Genomic DNA, 15638 nt, shown 5'->3' on the forward strand with positions numbered 1-15638 from the left:
AACAAAGCTGTTTTCCAATTTTAATATATAAATAACTCACTGTTATAAACCTATACATTTTTTAATAGTGGTTTTACTCATAAAAGATTTATGTATGTTATAACCATGGACAGGGTGGTTAGGACATGAATTGATAATGAAACTCCCACTACAAAAGGGTTTTACTCCTGACTCCTGACTCCTGCTATATTATTCAGAACAATTCATAACAATATACCAAAATCGCCGACTTCTTTAAGAAATCAGGTATCTACCTTTTGGTTTTATATTATAAGGATAAAAAAATATTACATCCTAAAAAATCTCTTTTTCCCATGATCGTCATTAATTTGACTCAACTGAGGTTGCTAAATCCCTATACTACGATGAAAATCAACCCGATTGATATTCAAACCAGGTTGAGAACTTGGTAAAATTTAGTTAGCAATATTCACTGTTTCCCTAATGCTGGAGTTTTCCCTTTTAAACCAATCATTAATTTGAGTGCAAATATTTTCAACATTGGGACTCGCTGCATCAACCATAAACCCAAACGGCGGATGATTACCACTGGTAAGAAGTTATTAGAAAATACCCGATCTAATAAATCGGTGAAACCTAAAATGGCGAGATTTTCTTTTTTTCGCCAATTTTCATATTTTTTGAGAACTTCAATGTTACCAATATCTGCACCGGCTTGGTGTGCTGTTTGGATAACTTCAGCTAAAGCTGCTGCATCACGAATACCCAAATTTAAACCTTGTCCACCGACGGGATGACAGTTGTGTGCTGCATCACCAACTAAAGCCAAACGGGGGAGAACATAGCGATCGCTCTGCATTAACTGTACCTGAAAAATAAAGCGATCGCCCAATAATTCCAATTTACCCATCTGATCACCATAACGCTTAGTTAGTTCTGCCAAAAATTCCTCATCATTTAAAGCACACAAAGCCTTTGCTTCTTCATGAGGTGCAGTCCAAACAATTCGGCAACGGTTCCCAGGTAAAGGTAAAATTGCAAAAGGTCCACTCGTCCAAAATTTCTCATAAGCTGTATAGTTATGAGATTTTTCTGGTCTGACAAAAGTCACTATACAAGATTGCCAATATTTCCAACCTTTAGTTTTAATGCCCGCAGCTTGACGAATTGGTGAGCGTGAACCATCAGCAGCTACTAACAACTTACTGCGAATCGTCCGATTTTCACCATCAACTTTAATATTAACAGTAACTATATCTTGTTCATTCTGCGTATTTACCACTTCCGCTGGACACAGATAAGTTACATTAACACAACTCTGCACAAATTCCTGTAAAGGTTCTAACAGTGCATAATGTTCCGCCACATAACCTAATTCTTGTGTTCCTAAATCAGAAGTTTGAAATTTCACCACATCGGGATAGTCAGCGTCAGATAAACTCACCTGTCTATATTTAGCGATATTAGGCAGAATTTTCTCCCAAATCCCAATTCCTTGGAAAATGCGGGCTGACAGCATATGTACAGCATAGGCTTGGCCTTTAGCCACAGATGCTGATGTCACCCTAGCTTCAATTAGCAGTATACTTAAGCCAGAGTCTTTTAAAGCAGCAGCCAGAGTTAAGCCAACAATCCCACCACCAACAATCACCAAATCATAATCATATCCCCGCTTGTCTGCGGGTGTGTGGGGAGGGGTAAGGGTTTGAGTAAGCTGGGTGAGTGACATTGTGAAGATATATGACAGCGTTTTACTTATTATTTTTACGCAAGTCCCCTAATAGAGCAAGCTGAGTAGGAATATTACATTTTCCACACAGACGTAAAAAGTATTGATAGGCAATTTACCCCTAACAAGTTGTATAAGGGATAAAATAAGGTGAAGTGAGAGAAAATCAACTTTCTCTTTTGTGATTTTTATTAAAAAAACGAGCGCGGAGGGATTTGAACCCCCGACCCACAGGACCGGAACCTGTTGCTCTATCCACTGAGCCACGCGCCCTTACATATACATTTGAGAGTATAACATACTTTTTGAATTGAGTCAGAATTAAATTATAAATAATCTGCAGGGTCAACAGGTGAACCATTGCGTCTAACTTCAAAATGTAGGTGTGGTCCTGTAGATAAACCCGTAGAACCGACAGCAGCGATCGCTTGTCCTTTTTGCACAGATTGCCCTTCACTCACATACAACTGGCTACAATGCCCATATAGTGTGGTAATTCCTTTACCATGATCAATAATCACAGCTTGACCATAACCACCATACCAGCCAGCAAAAATTACTGTACCTGAATCTGCGGATCTAATGGTACTACCATAACTAGCGGCAAAATCCAAACCTCCATGAAAACGCCGATAACCGAGAATAGGGTGTACTCTCCAACCAAAAGGACTGCTAGTGGGTGCATCGCTAGGAAAGGCAAAAATACCAGTACCACGAATCCAAATTTTGCTGTTAGCTTTTGCTTGTGCTGCTTCCCGCGCTTCTCTGGCTTGTTGTTCAGCAATTTTTTGTTGAATTAAAACTGTCAAATTTTCCGAGTCTTGTTGTAACTGTTTTTGTGCTGCATCCAAAGCCAAGCGATCGCTGTTTAAACGTTGAATCAATTCTCCCTGTGACTCTGCTTGAGCTTGATAATCAGATTTTTGGGCTAATAATTGCTCTCTAATGATAGAAATCACGTTTTTTTGCCGTTCTACATCCGTTCTTTGCTGAATTAAGAAGTTAGCTTGTTCTGCAAGTTTAGACAAAATTCGCTGGTCTGCCTGATAAACTAACTTTAACTGATGACGACGGCTGATAAAATCACTCAAATTCTGACTTTGCAGCAAAACAGCCAATCCCTGTGAAGATGGCGATCGCTGAATAAATTGTAACCGCGCCACTGTTGCAACTCGTCTGTCTTCATAATTACGTTCTGTTACAGCCAAAGCTGCTTCTAACTCCTGGAGGCTTTCGGTAGCGAATTTTAACCTAGTTTCGCTGTTTTGAATTTGGCTATTAGTAGTTTGTAAATTTTGCTCAATTCCAGTTAAGTGTTTTTGGGCTTCTGTTTGCAGATTCGTTAAGCGGTTTTGTTTCTGAATAACATTTTCACGCTCCTGCTGAACTTGCTGCTGTTGTTGTTTTAGGGTATTAATTGTTTGCGAAGACTCTGCATATACTGGTAAAAATACCAAAACACTCCAGACAACACAACAAAATGTCAGAAACAACCACCACAATCTAATTTTTGGGAAAAATGCCGTTTTCATCTAGTTAAATTCAGCCAAAGCAGTGCAAACCTATACAGCATTATGCCCAAAATTGGGTAAAACCTAACACATAGTTAAGAACGACGGCTCAAATTTTATGGCTGCAAAAATAACCAATATGCCCAACCTGCCAAATGAACAGTTACGATGAGCCAATAAACTGATTGATAAGAAGGTTTTTTGCTTTTGTGGTTAAGTATATTCTGAGCCATAAAACCACCAATCCATCCCCCTATTAATTCCCAAAAATGGAGAGTTTTTTCAGGAGTGCGCCAATTTCCATTAGTTGCTTGCTTTTTATCCTGTGCATAAAACCAATAAGTAATTAATCCTGTGATTGGATAAACAGCCATTGGTAAAGGATTACCATAAATCATGGATAGTTTCACTGTTCCCCAAACAGGTAAAATTGATAGAATTAGTAAAATTAATATCCACGCTGAAAATTTTTCCTGAATAGATGCGTTGATAGCTGTAAGTTTGCCTTTTTCATCAGTTGTCAGTTGATATTTAATCATCTCCCCTTCTTGAGGGCGATTTCGTTTATTTCTGAGATTGGAGATATGTAAAAAAACTTTTTTTCCACCATCATCGGGTTGAATAAATCCAAATCCGCGATCATCTTTCCAGACCGTTAATTTACCTTTGTGCATTTACCAATTGTCGGTGTGATTTTATTGTGGTTTAATTGATATTATACGTGAATTTTGAGAATATAATCAATCCTACTGTTAAAAGTAATTATGAACACACGTCCTGGAATTTTATTAATTAGTTTAGTCATGCCTGGTTTGCTAGTATTTTTAATCTCGCTATATTACTTTGGTACTGACTACTCTGCACTGATCAAAGCTGAAAATTATGTAGAACAATTAGTCAAGGATGAAAAAGTTAATGAGAGAAATCTGCAATTTGCCTATCATCGAGCTTTAGCTCATCGAATTAATGTTTTTGCTGATGCTACTTGGGGATTATTAGGAGGTGTAATAACAGCAATAGGTATTCATGGATTAGTAATATTAAAAGAGAAAGAATAAAGAGTGATTTGTCGAGATTTTCAGCAGTCAATTAAAATCCTGTAAATCCTTAAATCCTGGACATCCTGATAGCGTAGCGTGGCGTTAGCCATTTCTGATAAATATATATAATAAAGTTCATATCCCCGACTTCTATGATTAATATATCATTTATCGACAATATCAAAAAAAAGTCGGGGATCTTATTGATTATCCTAAATTTGCAGCTTTCCAGCTGGCTAAATCTGCTAAGGATCTATCTCGATAACGTCCATATTTTTCCGGTTTACTCTTGATTCTCACTCCCAAATCTGGGACAATGCCAAAGTTAGGAGCCATCGGTTGAAAATGCTTAGGTGCAGCTGATCTAATAAACTCAAACAAAGCCCCCATCATTGTTGTGACGGGTAAAATTAGCGGTTCTTTTCCTAAAGCTAACCGCGCTGCATTTGTTCCCGCTAACCAACCTCCAGCAGATGCAGCAGTATAACCTTCTGTTCCTATTAATTGTCCTGCTGCTAATAAAGTTGGACGTTCTTTAAATTGCAAACTTGCAGACATTAACTGCGGTGCATTTAAAAAAGTATTGCGGTGCATGACTCCTAATCTGACAAATTCGGCTTTTTCCAAACCAGGAATCATTTGAAATACTCGTTTTTGTTCACCCCACCGCAAATTAGTTTGAAAACCTACCATATTCCAAAGTTGACCTGCTTTATCTTCTTGTCGCAATTGAATTACTGCATAGTTACGTTCACCCGTGCGCGGATCTGATAAACCCACTGGTTTCAGGGGACCATATCGCATGGTATCTTCTCCCCGTCGTGCCATTTCTTCAATTGGTAAACAAGCTTCAAAAAATTTTGCTGTTTCTTTTTCAAAGTCCTTTAATTCTGTTTGTTCAGCTTTACGTAATTCTTCCCAAAAATGTAAATACTGTTCTTTATTCATCGGACAATTCAGATAAGCTGCTTCACCTTTGTCATAACGGGAAGCCATAAAAGCAATATCTTTATTAATAGAATCTCCTAAAATAATAGGACTGGCAGCATCAAAAAAGTTAAGATATTCCATCCCGGTAAAACGCTGTAAATCTGCCGATAAATCGGGACTTGTTAAAGGTCCACTGGCTAAAACAACGATACCTTCAGGAATTTCTTTAACTTCTCCCCTGCGGAAATCAATTAAAGGATGATTTGCTAATGTTTGGGTTAAATCTTCCCCAAATTGTCCCCTATCAACTGCTAAAGCGCCACCAGCGGGAACTGCGTGTTCATCTGCTTTAGCGATGATAATAGAACCGAGTTGGCGTAATTCTTCGTGTAATAATCCCGCAGCGCGATCGCTTGCCATAGCCCCGAAGGAGTTACTACAGACCAATTCTGCCAAATTTTCCGTATGATGGGCAGGGCTGAAGCGTTTAGGGCGCATCTCGTGGAGAATTACAGGAACGCCGGCTTGGGCTATTTGCCATGCTGCTTCTGTTCCTGCGAGTCCACCGCCAATTACTTGTATTGGTTGTTGTGTCATAGTGGTTTTTTTAATTACTTGTTTTGGTTAAATATATTTTAAAGTTGTTGAACAAGCGGCTGCATGGGCATTTTTAGCTTACCTCAAAGGGGTAGTTTTGCAATCCGATTAAGCCACTCTTCTGCATTGGATACTGCCCAAATCAGCAATAGTTCCTCAATAATGACTTCAAGCGGTAATTTACGAGAAACTATGATAACGCCCGCACTTTGGTTGTTGGTAATGAACTGTGCAAACTCTGATGGCATTGTTTTACGGTCATGGCTGATAAGGATACGCCCCTGCTGTGCAGCCATTCCCAATACTTCTGAATCTTTTACACCTTCTAAGCCACCAACAAAGGCAGTTTGAAAATCAATGCTGGGTTCTCGTCGCAGAACTCCCGTTACAATAGACTGATTCAAATCAGCATCGGCTTGATAGCGAATATTCACAATCTCACCTGTTGTCTTGCTGTCTTCGCTGCCTTGAGTTTCTCATATAAAATAGGATCACTGGTTTGTAATGGTTGAGGCATAGCATCAAAAGCCGCTTCTTCATCTGCCAAGTAAGTATCAATCTCAGCGCGGTTAGCTAGATAAAACGTGATTCCTCCATAAATCTGTTCTAGGGTTAGTAGCGGAAAAGATTGAACAATGCTTTCAGGTGATAAGCCTTTTCGGAAAGCATAAACAATCGAATCTAGAGAAATCCGAGTTCCTTCCACCCAATATCCATCGTTCCGATACTCTACGTAAGTTTTAGCTGCTATAACTGACATAAATTTACTCGCTTGTCTAGCTATTTATAATCATAATATTATTTGTTTTCTTAAACCTTCGGAAATATATGTAGACACAAGAATTTAAGGATTTGGTAAACTATATCCTCGCCAACGAAGTAAAACAACGGCTTGGGCTTTACGTAACATAAAAAGATCAGCTTCGTGTCGGAGAGATATTAAATTTAATCTTTCTGTTTTTGTCAATGTATCACTAGAATTTTTCTCTAGTAAGTTATTATATTCTTCCATGTCGGCTGCTGTTTTCTGACTATGGAAAATTTGCCAGAGAGTATTATCATCTAACTTATCTAAAGCCGCAAGTTCGGCTTGAAATTCCTCTGGTACATCATCCCATGCTGGTGGACTACCCACTTGTAAAGCATGAAGCATGACTTCTTCTAAAGGGCGTTGAGTAGCATGAGCGGTATTGACTAACCGTTGATAGATAATTTCGGGTATTTGCAGAGTAACAGTTTCAGTAGGCATATTTTTTAGGAGTCCTATAGTTTTTCAAGTTCATACTCTAATCTTAATATTTCACGCTGATAATCTTTTATTGAGTCTTTCATTATGTGGTAGCGATTATGTTCGTTCCATGTTTTTAATCCTTGTTGTGAAAATGGTAGAGTAATATTATGTGCATATGCCATGACATTATAAAATCTTTGAGCAAAATCTTTGCATTCTAAAGCAGGATTACCTATATCTATTGATTGGTGGTATAGTGCTGTTAATTCGATTTCAAAATTTACCATTTTTTTTATAAAATTTTCATAATAAATGTTTTTATTATCGTAGTACAAAACCAATTGAGAAATTTCTTCTACTATCTTTTTGATTTTATCTATAATGGGTATAGTCTTTTCGAGAAATTTTTGTTTTGTTGTTATATCCTTTTTAAACCAATTAGACCAATCTTCATATTTATTTGACCATTCAGAAATAATACCATCTCCAATATCAACTCCTTCAATTAGCATTGGTCTAAAGTGTGAGTCTAATTTTTCATCTATCCATTGACTGTGACAAATCCAGTTTGCTATCTTTACATCCTCAAGTCCGATATAAATAAAAAGATAAATAACTTGTGCTGGACTATTGGTAATGTAGTATTTAGGGCTAGTTAAATCTTTAGTTACTTGTCTTATGACACTAATGATATCAGCTTTAGAACGCTGACCGTAGACTAATATATTAGCTGTATATCGTTTTGCTTTAGCATGACTAACATTTTTAACACTTAGAATCTCAAAAATTTCTGAATAAAATATTGATTTACAAATTTCTTTCAAGGTAGTTTCAGAGGTTTTATCAATTTTCTGGTTAAAAGGAATAATCAATTTCCAACCTTTCCCAGTATTTATAACTATATCTGTATTTACTACTTGCCAATAGGCAATATGATTTGTACTATCGTAAAGTACGACAATAATAGGTAGTGGATAGTTTTGCCAGTATTCTAAATGTTGAATATCACCCCTAAAAACAATACCTTGTTCATTTGTTTCTTTAAACCAGCTATCACCGGACTTAATTTGTAAAGCTATGAATTCAGCCGTACTTTTATTATTCTCCACGACTTCGATTTGAGCATCAATACCTATATCTCTTAAAGGTTGAGGTCTATATATCCAACCTAATTCTGTAACTTTTAGCCCTACACCATATACACCCATATCACCTTGTTGGTCACGTTCTGATACATTCATATATATTTCCTTTGAAATCAAAATTTATTATACCAATTTACTCTAACAACCACCCAAACAACTCATCAATCTTTAATTGTAAATCACTAGAAAAAAACGGTACAGATATTAGTATCTAGCAAATAAATCATTATTCAATATCCCAGATTCTTTGATCACAATCAACTAGATTTTCTCTAGCTAAAATTTTACCTTCCCATTTTCCCGCAGTTTTATCAAAAAAATCAGCAGCATATCTTAATTCTTCCGGTGTCGGTATTTTTTCTTCAAAAACATCACTAATAATAATTACTAATTCTTGATTAGCTAAATGTTGAGGAAGTTGTAAAAATAATTTACCTTCTGCATCAACTTTTGATTTGATTTTTAATTTCATAAAATCATCTCCTAAATATCCCTAATCATTATACTCTTATTCTAACTAATAATCAATTTTACTCTAACAACCAAACAACTCTCCAACCGTTAATTGTAAATCACTAGCAGGTTTGGTTTAATAAAGGTCAGACAAAAGCCTGACCTAATTATTTAATTTCTAAGCACAAAGAGCTAAAATTTTCTCAACAACTTGCAGGTTAACATCTTTATTTTCCCCCAAAGCTGTCATCCCATGCTTTTCTAAATTCTTGATCACTGCGGGAATAGTTTCTAAACCCACACCATAGTCAGATAAACGAGTGCGAACACCAACTGATTCAAAGAAATCACGAGTTTTACTAATTGCTGCATCTACTCGTTCTTCATCCGAACCACCGACAATTTCCCAAACTCTATCTGCATATTGTAAAAGTTTTTGCCATTTGCGATCGCGTCTAATTGTCAAAGTGCTAGGTAACACAACCGCCAAAGTTTGAGCATGATCCATACCATGCAACGCTGTCAACTCATGACCAATCATGTGAGTTGTCCAATCTTGGGGAACACCAACAGCAATTAACCCATTTAATGCCATTGTTGCAGCCCAAACTAAATTCGCCCGTGCATCATAATCTGTAGGATTTGCTAAGGTTTTTGGCCCCTCTTCAATCAGCGTTTTCAGAATTGACTCAGCCATGCGATCTTGCAATGGTGCATTCACTGAATAGGTTAAATACTGCTCCATCACATGAGTAAAAGCATCCACAATCCCATTACTAATTTGCCTCGTAGGCAGGGAGAAAGTAGTTTCTGGGTCAAGAACAGAAAATTTTGGAAACACTAGGGGATTAGCGAAATATAACTTTTCTTGAGTTTCCGACTTGGTAATCACCGAAGTTGGGTTCATTTCCGAACCAGTTGCTGGTAAAGTCAAGACCACACCAAAAGGAACAGCCGCAGTTATCGGTGCGCCTTTTGCTAAAATATCCCAAGGATCACCCACAAAGGGAACCGCAGCTGCTATAAATTTAGTCCCGTCAACAACGGAACCACCACCGACAGCTAAGAGGAAATCAATCCCTTCTTTGCGGATTAATTCCACCGCTTTCATCAAAGTTTCCAGGTGAGGGTTGGGTTCAATTCCCCCAAACTCAAATACATTCCTTCCAGCTAAAGCCGATTTTACTTGATCATAAACGCCATTGGCTTTAATGCTACCACCGCCGTAGGTGATGAGGATTTTGGCATCTGCGGGGATTTCTGAAGCAATATTGGCAATTTGGCCTTTGCCAAAGAGGATTTTAACAGGATTGTAAAAAACAAAATTTTCCATGATTAGTAACACAAGGTAATTATTTTTAGCCTTGAGTATTGTAATCAGTTTTTTAATTTTTCGCCTGTACCTACCCTACCGAATATTATTTCAAAACACCTGATTGAAGATTTAGGGGATGTGTAGCTGGCAATTTTTATAAATCTAATAATAAATTAGCCAAACGTTGATTAATTATCCAAACCATATCATGAATGAGAGTTTAATCCCTTAATAAAAGGAGATATAGCAGCTACAAAATCAGCCGTTGATTCATAGGGTAAAACATTTCTCCCCTTAATTTTTATTCCCCTTCCTTCGGGTAAACAAGCCAGATAATCAGCCATTCTTTCATCTGGAGTTTCTTTTTTACCTTCTTTACTAATAGCTGATGCTGTCTCTCCCAAAACTACTAAAGTTGGTTGTTGAATAGCTGCAATATCACTACTATAATCCCGTTGCCAAAATCTCGCTAAAAAGGAAAATACAGCATAACGTCCACCCATATTTTTAGCATCTGCTAATAAAGTATTTAACCATTCTTCATCAACAGCATCACCAGAAGCAAACAGTTTTTCAGTTGAGAAAGAAACTAAAAACTTGCGGGTGCGTGCATAGCGAAAAAATGCGTTACCTATAGGTGAATCAAAGATATTCCAAAGCAATTTTTGTTGCCATTTAGGGGCATTTTTAGTAGTTACACTCCAAGCTGTTGGCCCAGAAAATACCAATCCAGTAATTAAATTTGGTGATAATTTGACTAATTCAATTGCTACAGGTGATAAAGCACCTTGCGCTATTAAAATTACAGGTTTTTTGACTACTGTTTGTAAAAAGTATTGTAACTGTTTTGCCCAATCAATTGGTGTATAAGCTTTCCTGGGTGTATCACTTTCACCACATCCCAATAAATCAGGATTGTAAATGACATTTCCATGATTGGTATTATACCATTCACGGCAAAAACGTTGCCAAAATTGCCGTGATAATCCTACACCAATAGGATGAATTAATAGTAAAGGAATATCTTCAGGATGATAATTTACCGATTGATGTACTTCATAAGCACAGCGGTTATTTTCCCAGGTATAAAAATGGGTAGGAGATGTTGTTATGTCCGAGGAATTAGCTAACATTGGCGATCGCATGATGCTAAAATTTCATAGATAGATAGTTGCTAAAAAATGATTTGGGGGTGGATAAATTGGTATCCTGCATCTTTTAGCTTCTGATTCGACACCCACGCATTATATTGGCGGGTACTCTTATTTGTTGCATCCCATATCACATTAGCTAAATTATGTTTTGTGAGGACATTATCAATTAATTTTCGACTGGTAAGATGAGCATCATCAACTAAATTATAAATACCTTGTAAGCGGTGATCACGAGCAAATTCTATCGCCCCAACAATATCATCTAAATGCACCCAATTTGTGATCTCTTCACCTTTCCCCGGACGAGTTGTACCAGCGACTCGTCCAAATATTTTCACCAATTCTCTACCGGGTCCATAAATACCCCCCAAGCGCAAAACACAAACGCGCAGATTTTCATTTTCTGCTGATAGTAAAACGTCTTCAGTTTTGCGGAGAATCTGAGCATTGAGATTAGCAGGTGCTGGTGGTGTTTCTTCATCTACCCATACACCATTTCTATCGCCATAAACAGAATGACTCCCTGTATATATCAATTGGTGGATGTTGGGAGAATGCTTGAGGATAGATACTAACGTTTTTGCTGTTTCTAAATAAGTTTCTTCATAGGTATTTCCGTTTTTTGCCCCTACACTTAACAAAACGATATCTTGATTTTGTAATACGGATTTTAGAGATTCATAATCATTGCCTTTAGTGACTATAACTTTTTGAGCTACTGCTTTTAGTCCAGGAACTCGCTCAGGACTAGTTGTGGTTGCAGTGAGCATAAAATTTTTATTTTGCTGCCAATATTGAGAAACTGAATAACCAACATAACCACACCCAATTATTGCTATATTCATGACGATCTATACACAAAAAATTAAATTACTTTCCCACTTGAAGTTGCCAAAATCGTTAATTACAAGAGTTTCTAAGTTATGACTATCCCTACTTTCCCATGAAAATTCAAAAATTAAAACTTAAATACTCTTTTGGGAATATTATAAACTCCCCTAAAGTAGCTTCCCGCAGAACATTTTAATTTTTCTGTTACGTAAGATACCATTTTTAGGAATTTTTGTCTTCAGCAAGATTACTCAGTTTCCCATCTTGCAAGTATGGTTAACTTAGTTCTTGATCCTTTGATAAATTCAGTGTAGTTTAGCGATGAATTGCGCCATCAGGCATAATCGCCCCAGTTAAGTTAGCACCTATTAATTTCACCAGCAAACGTTCTCCTGAACGAATCCTAGCACCTGTCAAGTCAGCACCCCGCAAGTCAGCACCACTGAGATCCGCACCAATCAAATTAGCCGAGCGTAAATTTGCTTCTCTCATATCGGCTAACAACAGGTTAGCTCTAAATAAGTTTGCTTCCGACAAATCCGCACCTCTGAGATTAACTTTGTGCATAAAAGTATCACTGAGATTAGAACCGCTCAAATTAGCATAACTTAGGTTTCTGCCAGATAAGTCTCTGTTACTGAGGTTAGCTCGACTAAAATCTTTGCCGCTTAAGTCAGGATTTTGGTTTGGCTGTTGATAGTTGGTTTGTGGTTGTTGATAGTAACTCGAAGATGGTTTTTTTTGTTGAGTTGGTCTAGAATAATTTACAGTTTGAGACTGATCTTTAAAAGAACGTAATTTTTCACGAGCTTCATTCAAGGCTTTGATCTTGTCTTGAGCTTTTTGTTGTAAGCGGTGGTTATCTTTAGGTAGGCGATCAGGATGCCAAACAAACACTAAATCTTTGTAAGCCTGGTTTACCTCTTCTAGTGTTGCTCCAGGCTCTAAATCTAAGACTCTGTAGTACTGCTCCAGTTCGCTCATACGATGTATTGTTGTTGGAAAATCAAATAATAATAATTATGATTGATGTAGCCATCTTAGGTATAGGGAACTCTGAACAGAGAACAGGGGAGATGGGGAACGGGGAGAAAATCAATAATTTACGAATTACCTTCGCGTTTGCGGAGCGTGGCGTATGACTCCTAGTTCGTCACGCAAGCTATAGCCATAGGAAATATTCCGAATTACCAATTACCAATTACCAATTTATAATTCACCTGGTTATGCCATTTCTCCAGTGACTTATCGCTCGCCAATATGCCCGAATGGGAATCTGATAAATCTCAATAAAAATCCAAACTATAATTGATAAGTGTAACACAAAGGTCAGTAATGTCCAAATATATGGTATCCAAGAAAGTGGAACATCAGAATTTGGTGGTAAATAATAGGCTCCTATACCAATTAAGCTAGTGGGAAAGATCACAAAAGCAATTGCGGCTAACACGTAACCCCAACCTAATTCCACACCTTCTAATTGGGCTTGATTCCACTTAAAGCCATTCCAACGCCACACCAGCGGCGGTTGTCTAGAAGGCATCTTGATTTGCTGTGATTCCAAATTGACTGTAAAAATTTCTTGACAAAAGTCACAAGACATTGCTTCCATTAACGGCATAGAGGAAATTTTACCGATGCGACACACAGGACAGGGGTAATCTTCTTGAAAATTTAAAGATGTAGAGAAAATTTTGGGATTGGTCATAATCAAACTGGTACTTATAACAAAATTAATCTTGTTAATAATAAATCAACTAAAAAACATTAATTGTCTGATTTTTCACCATTCATCTTGATGCAGAAGTCACTTCCGGGGGAAAGGAACAGAAAAACCTGACTCATATTTGTAATGAGTCTATCGTCTTTTGTCTGTGATGAGCGTCCTACTGGGGATATTACCCACTGGTTACAAATGAAAGAACAGCTGGCTTCCCTGTCACCTGTCACCTTCCCTCTAGTGTTTCTGGAAAGCGTCTTGAGATAACCACAGCTTATTGTTACGTTCGGCAAAGATGTACACAAATCTTACAGCACATTTCCTCTGATTCAGGTACATAAGGGCGGTCAGTATGCCCATCCCACAAGTTTTAATTTTTATATTTTAATTTGTCATTGGTATTAGTGTCTCTTTTTTACAAGGTATTTCAATCCAAAATTCTGTACCTTTTCCTGCTTGAGATACATACTTCAATATTCCCTCATGTTTATCAACTACAATTTGATAACTAATAGATAATCCCAAACCTTGACCTTTCCCTACTGGTTTAGTTGTAAAAAATGGGTCAAATATTTGTTTACCAATAACTTCAGGGATTCCCATGCCGCTATCTGCAATTCTGACTACAGCACAGCCTGCGCTAGAATAATCAGTCTGAATGCGAATTGTTGGCTTATTCTTTTGTTCAGGTTGCTTGACAAAAGCCTCCTCTAAAGCCTCAATAGCATTAATCAACAGATGCATAAAAACTTGATTTAGGTGTGCTGGATAGCATTCCACTGATGGTAGTTCACCATATTGTTTAATAACTTGTATTTTCGGACGATGTCCCTTTGTTTCCAGTCGATGCTGTAAAAATAATAATGTGCTATCAATACCTGTTTCTATCTTCACTACTTTCTTTTCTGATTCGTCTACCCGACAAAAGTTTCGCAGGGACAGCACAATTTCCCGAATTCTCTGAGTACCAACTTTCATAGAACTGAGGATTTTAAACAAATCTTCAGTCAGAAAATCAAAATCTATAGCTGCGGTTTTTTGTTGAATTCGATGATTTGGATGGGGATAATTTTCTTGGTAAAGACTTAATAAGTCGAGTAAGTCTCTGACATTATCATCCAAATGCTTGAGATTGCCATAAATAAAATTGGCGGGGTTATTAATTTCATGGGCAATACCTGTAATCAGAGGAACTAAACTGGACATTCTTTCCGCATGAATCAGTTTTGTTTGAGTTCGTCTTAACTTATGTACAGTATGAAAAAGATGTTTATTACTGATGCGTAGCTCATCTTCAATTTTTTGACGCTGGGTCAGATTTTTTTCTAACTTAACTAAATTAATTCTCAGTTCCATCTGTGTGAGGACTTGACGGCCTAATCTACTCAGGGCTGCAATTTGTTCTTGAGTAAGAATGTGCGGTTTTTTGTCAATAGCACACAGAGTTCCCAAGGCAAAACCATCTGATGTAACTAGAGGTGTGCCTGCATAAAACCGAATATGAGGGTCTTCTGTCACCAATGGATTATCAAAAAAACGCTCATCTTCTAGAACATTCGGCACTATTAGCATTTCCTCTGGTTGGAGAATAGCATGAGCGCAGAAAGCTACTTCTCTAGGAGTCTCTGTTGCTTCTAAACCGATTTTTGATTTGAACCATTGTCGATGTTCATCTATTAAGGTGACTAAGGCAATAGGAGTATTACAGATATATGCGGCTAAAGCAGTTAAATCATCAAAACCAGCTTCCTCAGCAGTGTCAAGAATTTGGTATTTTGAGAGTGCTTTTAGCCTCTGTGCTTCATTGGGTGGTAATGGAGCTACTTTCATTGAGTTAATATAATTTTGGTGTTAAGTGCTGATATCTTACCTATGTTTTGGGTCAAAATCATGTAAAATTTTAATAAAATGGTCTCTGTCATTAAAGCCTTTCAACCTACTTCGTCACACCTGAACGGTTACGTTTACACGGTAAAGTATGGTGCTTTATCTCTATTCAAGAGACAAATTCATGATTATTT

17 protein-coding genes and 1 tRNA gene are annotated in these 15638 nt (G+C 37.3%); 2 read left to right on the plus strand and 16 right to left on the minus strand.

The window, feature by feature from the left end; translation table 11 throughout:
* Positions 1–430 precede the first annotated feature (430 nt).
* From H6G06_RS04630 to H6G06_RS04645, 4 genes are all read right to left on the minus strand, one after another.
* On the minus strand, positions 431–1690 hold the full coding sequence (locus H6G06_RS04630; protein WP_190557543.1) for an FAD-dependent hydroxylase: 1260 nt from the start codon (positions 1688–1690) through the stop codon (positions 431–433).
* Between the two features lie 200 nt (positions 1691–1890).
* Positions 1891–1963 (minus strand) — tRNA-Arg (locus tag H6G06_RS04635).
* 53 nt (positions 1964–2016) lie between these two features.
* Complete coding sequence (locus H6G06_RS04640) at positions 2017–3222, minus strand: murein hydrolase activator EnvC family protein (RefSeq protein WP_190557545.1); 1206 nt, start codon at positions 3220–3222, stop codon at positions 2017–2019.
* Between the two features lie 95 nt (positions 3223–3317).
* Positions 3318–3875: a DUF1294 domain-containing protein gene (locus H6G06_RS04645; protein ID WP_190557547.1), complete on the minus strand. Its 558-nt coding sequence runs from the start codon at positions 3873–3875 to the stop codon at positions 3318–3320.
* Positions 3876–3965: 90 nt separating this feature from the next.
* Between H6G06_RS04645 and H6G06_RS04650 the strand changes: the two genes are divergently transcribed.
* Positions 3966–4259, plus strand: a complete 294-nt coding sequence (locus H6G06_RS04650; protein WP_190557549.1) for a hypothetical protein — start codon at positions 3966–3968, stop codon at positions 4257–4259.
* 189 nt (positions 4260–4448) lie between these two features.
* On the opposite strand, the gene trmFO is transcribed toward H6G06_RS04650, so the two are convergent.
* The 11 genes from trmFO to H6G06_RS04705 form a co-directional block, all read right to left on the minus strand.
* A complete protein-coding gene (trmFO, locus tag H6G06_RS04655; RefSeq protein ID WP_190557551.1) occupies positions 4449–5768 on the minus strand; it encodes an FADH(2)-oxidizing methylenetetrahydrofolate--tRNA-(uracil(54)-C(5))-methyltransferase TrmFO in 1320 nt (439 codons plus the stop codon).
* Positions 5769–5851: 83 nt separating this feature from the next.
* The gene (locus H6G06_RS04660) at positions 5852–6202 is read right to left on the minus strand and encodes a DUF5615 family PIN-like protein (RefSeq protein WP_338422911.1); all 351 of its coding nucleotides are present in this window, start codon (positions 6200–6202) and stop codon (positions 5852–5854) included.
* Positions 6199–6528: a DUF433 domain-containing protein gene (locus H6G06_RS04665; RefSeq protein ID WP_190557553.1), complete on the minus strand. Its 330-nt coding sequence runs from the start codon at positions 6526–6528 to the stop codon at positions 6199–6201. Before H6G06_RS04665 ends, H6G06_RS04660 begins: the two co-directional genes overlap by 4 nt.
* A gap of 84 nt (positions 6529–6612) precedes the next feature.
* Complete coding sequence (locus H6G06_RS04670; protein WP_190557555.1) at positions 6613–7017, minus strand: hypothetical protein; 405 nt, start codon at positions 7015–7017, stop codon at positions 6613–6615.
* 14 nt (positions 7018–7031) lie between these two features.
* Entirely contained in the window at positions 7032–8240 is a 1209-nt protein-coding gene (locus H6G06_RS04675; protein WP_190557557.1) for a DUF4365 domain-containing protein, read from the minus strand.
* Between the two features lie 130 nt (positions 8241–8370).
* The gene (locus tag H6G06_RS04680) at positions 8371–8616 is read right to left on the minus strand and encodes a hypothetical protein (protein WP_190557559.1); all 246 of its coding nucleotides are present in this window, start codon (positions 8614–8616) and stop codon (positions 8371–8373) included.
* 159 nt (positions 8617–8775) lie between these two features.
* Positions 8776–9930, minus strand: a complete 1155-nt coding sequence (locus H6G06_RS04685; RefSeq protein WP_190557561.1) for an iron-containing alcohol dehydrogenase — start codon at positions 9928–9930, stop codon at positions 8776–8778.
* Positions 9931–10118: 188 nt separating this feature from the next.
* Entirely contained in the window at positions 10119–11057 is a 939-nt protein-coding gene (locus tag H6G06_RS04690) for an alpha/beta fold hydrolase (protein ID WP_190557563.1), read from the minus strand.
* A gap of 29 nt (positions 11058–11086) precedes the next feature.
* Positions 11087–11911 carry an SDR family oxidoreductase gene (locus H6G06_RS04695; protein ID WP_190557565.1) on the minus strand — a complete coding sequence of 275 codons (825 nt, stop codon included), beginning with the start codon at positions 11909–11911 and terminating at the stop codon, positions 11087–11089.
* Positions 11912–12212: 301 nt separating this feature from the next.
* The gene (locus H6G06_RS04700; protein WP_190557567.1) at positions 12213–12881 is read right to left on the minus strand and encodes a pentapeptide repeat-containing protein; all 669 of its coding nucleotides are present in this window, start codon (positions 12879–12881) and stop codon (positions 12213–12215) included.
* A 232-nt stretch (positions 12882–13113) separates the two neighbouring features.
* Positions 13114–13605: a hypothetical protein gene (locus H6G06_RS04705; protein ID WP_190557569.1), complete on the minus strand. Its 492-nt coding sequence runs from the start codon at positions 13603–13605 to the stop codon at positions 13114–13116.
* Positions 13606–13749: 144 nt separating this feature from the next.
* Between H6G06_RS04705 and H6G06_RS27750 the strand changes: the two genes are divergently transcribed.
* Entirely contained in the window at positions 13750–13884 is a 135-nt protein-coding gene (locus H6G06_RS27750) for a hypothetical protein (protein WP_277875168.1), read from the plus strand.
* A 117-nt stretch (positions 13885–14001) separates the two neighbouring features.
* Here the strand turns inward: H6G06_RS27750 and H6G06_RS04710 are convergent, their stop codons facing one another.
* Positions 14002–15447: a sensor histidine kinase gene (locus H6G06_RS04710; protein WP_190557571.1), complete on the minus strand. Its 1446-nt coding sequence runs from the start codon at positions 15445–15447 to the stop codon at positions 14002–14004.
* Positions 15448–15638: the final 191 nt, after the last annotated feature.

The organism is Anabaena sphaerica FACHB-251 (assembly GCF_014696825.1).
In the GTDB taxonomy this organism is placed as follows: domain Bacteria; phylum Cyanobacteriota; class Cyanobacteriia; order Cyanobacteriales; family Nostocaceae; genus RDYJ01.

Excerpts from the sequence above, each read along its gene's own strand:
- H6G06_RS04630 (WP_190557543.1), bottom strand. The coding sequence starts at position 1,690 with ATGTCACTCACCCAGCTTACTCAAACCCTTACCCCTCCCCACACACCC.
- H6G06_RS04640 (WP_190557545.1), bottom strand. The coding sequence starts at position 3,222 with ATGAAAACGGCATTTTTCCCAAAAATTAGATTGTGGTGGTTGTTTCTG.
- H6G06_RS04645 (WP_190557547.1), bottom strand. The coding sequence starts at position 3,875 with ATGCACAAAGGTAAATTAACGGTCTGGAAAGATGATCGCGGATTTGGA.
- H6G06_RS04650 (WP_190557549.1), top strand. The coding sequence starts at position 3,966 with ATGAACACACGTCCTGGAATTTTATTAATTAGTTTAGTCATGCCTGGT.
- trmFO (WP_190557551.1), bottom strand. The coding sequence starts at position 5,768 with ATGACACAACAACCAATACAAGTAATTGGCGGTGGACTCGCAGGAACA.
- H6G06_RS04665 (WP_190557553.1), bottom strand. The coding sequence starts at position 6,528 with ATGTCAGTTATAGCAGCTAAAACTTACGTAGAGTATCGGAACGATGGA.
- H6G06_RS04670 (WP_190557555.1), bottom strand. The coding sequence starts at position 7,017 with ATGCCTACTGAAACTGTTACTCTGCAAATACCCGAAATTATCTATCAA.
- H6G06_RS04675 (WP_190557557.1), bottom strand. The coding sequence starts at position 8,240 with ATGAATGTATCAGAACGTGACCAACAAGGTGATATGGGTGTATATGGT.
- H6G06_RS04680 (WP_190557559.1), bottom strand. The coding sequence starts at position 8,616 with ATGAAATTAAAAATCAAATCAAAAGTTGATGCAGAAGGTAAATTATTT.
- H6G06_RS04685 (WP_190557561.1), bottom strand. The coding sequence starts at position 9,930 with ATGGAAAATTTTGTTTTTTACAATCCTGTTAAAATCCTCTTTGGCAAA.
- H6G06_RS04690 (WP_190557563.1), bottom strand. The coding sequence starts at position 11,057 with ATGCGATCGCCAATGTTAGCTAATTCCTCGGACATAACAACATCTCCT.
- H6G06_RS04695 (WP_190557565.1), bottom strand. The coding sequence starts at position 11,911 with ATGAATATAGCAATAATTGGGTGTGGTTATGTTGGTTATTCAGTTTCT.
- H6G06_RS04700 (WP_190557567.1), bottom strand. The coding sequence starts at position 12,881 with ATGAGCGAACTGGAGCAGTACTACAGAGTCTTAGATTTAGAGCCTGGA.
- H6G06_RS04705 (WP_190557569.1), bottom strand. The coding sequence starts at position 13,605 with ATGACCAATCCCAAAATTTTCTCTACATCTTTAAATTTTCAAGAAGAT.
- H6G06_RS27750 (WP_277875168.1), top strand. The coding sequence starts at position 13,750 with ATGAGTCTATCGTCTTTTGTCTGTGATGAGCGTCCTACTGGGGATATT.
- H6G06_RS04710 (WP_190557571.1), bottom strand. The coding sequence starts at position 15,447 with ATGAAAGTAGCTCCATTACCACCCAATGAAGCACAGAGGCTAAAAGCA.